Origin of the sequence: Suilimivivens sp. (assembly GCF_037359455.1) — a bacterium.
GTDB classification, from domain to species: Bacteria; Bacillota; Clostridia; order Lachnospirales; family Lachnospiraceae; genus Suilimivivens; species Suilimivivens aceti.
Genome location: NZ_JAXXXI010000012.1, coordinates 1 through 3739, shown reverse-complemented (window position 1 = coordinate 3739; position 3739 = coordinate 1). Strand labels below are relative to the sequence as shown.

3 protein-coding genes are annotated in these 3739 nt (G+C 43.6%); all 3 read right to left on the bottom strand.

The window, feature by feature from the left end:
- A partial coding sequence (locus tag WJQ40_RS01820) for a hypothetical protein (protein WP_337537707.1) occupies positions 1-2369 on the bottom strand: 2369 nt, incomplete at its 3' end.
- A gap of 13 nt (positions 2370-2382) precedes the next feature.
- Complete coding sequence (locus tag WJQ40_RS01815) at positions 2383-3219, bottom strand: prepilin-type N-terminal cleavage/methylation domain-containing protein (protein ID WP_337537706.1); 837 nt, start codon at positions 3217-3219, stop codon at positions 2383-2385.
- A gap of 6 nt (positions 3220-3225) precedes the next feature.
- The coding region (locus WJQ40_RS01810) for a type II secretion system protein (protein WP_337537705.1) at positions 3226-3739 on the bottom strand (514 nt) is incomplete at its 5' end.

Sequence of the window (3739 nt, the reverse complement as noted above, 5' to 3'; positions counted from 1 at the left end):
TTATCTTTCTTCTGTCTGTAAACTGTAATCTCAGCTGTTTCAGGGTTTATTGCCGAATAATCAGGATGAGCATCATGCTCCGGATACCCATCGATAAAATCAGCGAAATACTTTGGTTCTCCCAGAAGATCCAGCATCATGACCATTTTGCCGATATTCTTTTCTGCATACTTTCCATCACTGATATATCTGGATGCTATCATATCCATATCCAGCATGAGAGCTGTTGTCTGATCATGCATGCAATACTTGTAAATCGCCATCAACGCAGAAGCACTCAGGTCATCCTGATAATGCATATTCTGTTCTGGTGACACAAACGGCTGCAGCTTACCACCACAGAAATGCTCATTGATATAATTCCATGCTGTACCATTTTTATTAGACATGCCGGACACACCTTCCCGCTCCGAGAAGTAGATCAGGTCAGCTTCCTCTACTTCCTCTGCAGTCAGCTGCCCAGGCGTTCTCTGCACGATCTCTATCCGGTTTCTTTCATCAAATCTGGCCAGCTCGTCCTTATATTTTTCCTTGATCTGCTTTGCAGTCAGGGATCCATTCCGATAATCCTGCCAGGCAAGGGGTTCTGTTCCCGCATCATTTGTCATCAGGATCAGCAGCTTCAGCCACTCATTATTGGAGAAACGGTTGTGTGCATAATAGCAGTTCTTTCTGCTCTGATTATATACATATATCCGTTTGGTCGTTCCAAGATTATCTACCTTGGTCACACCATTTGACTCATCTGAAGATACTGCATGAAAGATCCAGCTTCCTCTTTCTGAATTTGAATCACTAAGCCCCATACTGACACCGGCCGGAGCCCCGGAATCAGAGGTTCTTCCATTTCCTGTCTTATCATAGGTAATCCCTTTACAGTCTATAGAGGTTACCAGCTTGGAATAGTCCCCTTTTCCGGCTACATACAAATCTTCCTTTTTGCTGACGCTGCTCGCAAGTGCATATCTGCCGCCATTAAAAGTAATTTTGTCTATGGAAGCCGCATATCTTTTCCCAAGGTAGGTACTGCCGCCTGCACCTGCTGGTGCATAAATAAAGGACACATCATAATTTCCTTTTCCTGCTCCCACATAATCAAACAGTATCTGGCTGTATGCACTTCCATTGGCAGCTCCTGCATCAATGACCTTCTTTACCCCTGCTGCTGAAAGGACATAGCTTCCACCTGATACAGCCTCCTGAAAGGTCACATCATAAAGAACCGTATCATCAGTGATACTTGTACTGTCTGTTGCTGCATCATATAGTTTAAAATACCCGTTCTTTACTCCTGCTGCTCCATCTTTATTTTTACTGCTCTCCACCCGCAGATATTTACCGGCATAATCAGCTTCTCTCAAATCTCTGGCAGACCTTGCTGTGATCTGGTCGGGCTTATAGTTTCCTCCGCTCTGGTACTCATAGCCATTATCCCAGCTTACCCCTTCTGCCAGATAGGCCTGATACTCATAAGCAAGAGAAGCATTAGTTGTACTTTTCCCTGTCACATGATAAATACGATAATCTGCGCTCGTTGCTGACTTGCAGTCAAACTTCAGCAGATAATGATACCCGGTCCACTGTTTAATCTTAGAAGCATCCGGATTAGATGCCGGCATATAATCCTTTGCCACATAGCACACGGGATCCTGAACTGTATACTCTCCCTTTGGACTCTCACTGCCTTTTCGGTCCATAGCTGTCATTTCATAGCGGATACCATAATGTGCAGCATCTTCCTTCTCAACTACGGTACCGGTATCAATATCATACAGTCCCTTTCCGGCTCCCACATATTCAAAATAGCCGTTTACGTTCATAACGTTATTATCACTCTCGTAAATACGCCAGTATTTTGACTGCCACTCTCCCGTATAAGGTGAATCGCCATATGCATTATGAAATTCGACAGTATCATATCCAAAAAGTTCATATAGCTTTTCAGGACTGCCATCTCTTGTAATACGGTCTTTACTTCCACCAATATGTCCATCCAGGTTAGCAAACATGATATAACGCATACCTTCATAACCGACCATCAGATTTTCATTATAATCTTCTGCTGTCCCCCAATCCACCATATAGGGAAATGCTGAGCAGATCTGGTGTGGTACTACTTCAATTATTTTGGTAACCTTTCTGTTATCTTCAGAGCCTGACTTGATGATGGGTGCCATATTTTCAGTGTCTTCTACATAGGACACCTCTGCCGTAAGCTGCTCCTGCTCATTTTCTGTCTGCTTTCTGTCCTCCCGAAATACAGCAATATAGAAAAAGGCACATAACGAAAGGAGCATCATTGTTCCTATGCCTATCAGTACCTTTAATACTCCATTTTTCCTCTTACCCGTTTCTTTCTGCTTTGCCATATATCATCCTCTGTTATCTCATGGTATCATCATAATACGGCAGCATGCTGCTTCCCTTTCTCTGCAAATAGATACAAGGAATTCTGCTCCGTATGGATATATCATCATCCATTTCTCTTGTCAGTTCACGGCCTGCTTTATATTCCATTGCAAATTTCATATGCAAGGAAAGTACAATGGGACTTTGATAATAATAAACTGTCTGTGAAAGTCCCGGCTGATCCGGATCCGGTTTACTTCCAGTCTCCGGAAACTGATAATAATCGGCAGGCCGCAGATCAAAGCTTGTCACATGTCTTGCCATCAGAAAAGGTTTTCTGTCTTCCACTGACAGATTTAACACCTGCTTCTGGATCTCCTTTATAGCAATCAACGCTGCATCTGACTTTGACACCGCGCCGGATGCAGTCATCGCTCCTTCCGTCATATTCTGATATGTCAAAAGATACATCTCTTCTTCCGCAGGATCCCATATAACAGCATCTCCCACAAAGGATACCGATTCGTAATCCGCATCACTGATCGTCAGCTTTCCAAGCAGAACGCATACTGGTGTATTTCCCGCATCACCAGGTACTGGTACATGATCTGTTTCTATCATGCACAGCCCGCCTGCATCCATGATATTGTCGATCACCAGGTTCATCGCTGTCTGAGACTCATTCTGCAGCTCCACATTCACATTTGTCCTGCCAAATATATTCAGTACATTGATCATCAGATATGCCAGACCGGACAATACGATCGCACTCACTGCAAAGGCAACCAGTAATTCTACCAGACTCAGTCCTCTGTTATCGTTTTTGACTTTACTGTCTTTTTTCCCACTTTTAAAACTTCTACTCAACATCTGCTATCAGTTATACTCCACATAATGCTTTCCAGTATTTACAATCAACAGTACCGTAGCCGTTTTTCCATTCTGGTTTCTGGAAGAAATGCGAAGCATCTTTTCTGTATAATTACTCCCATCTACGGTAATGCTCTGTACCCGTCCATTGGACTTGTCAAAGGTAATAGCCGCCGTACCTGCATCTGTGATATCTGGGAAATAGATATCCACCTTTGCCGGCAGCTCTTCCGTTTCACCTGCATCAGCAATCAAAACAGTATGTGCACTGCCATCTATGATTACTTCGAAGGTTCCCGCCTTGGACATGGCATACATTCTGCTGCTCTCCAAAGCGTCATTGATAATCTTTGCACTTTTTTCCGCATCCCGGCTCGTTGCCAGTGAGATACTCACCCCTGCTATGCCAACTGTAATGGCAAGAATCGCAACGACAACAAGTACTTCTATCAGCGTCATTCCCTTATTCTGTTGTTTTGTCCATTGCCTAAGTTCCATCATCTGTTTCCCGAAAATTTGA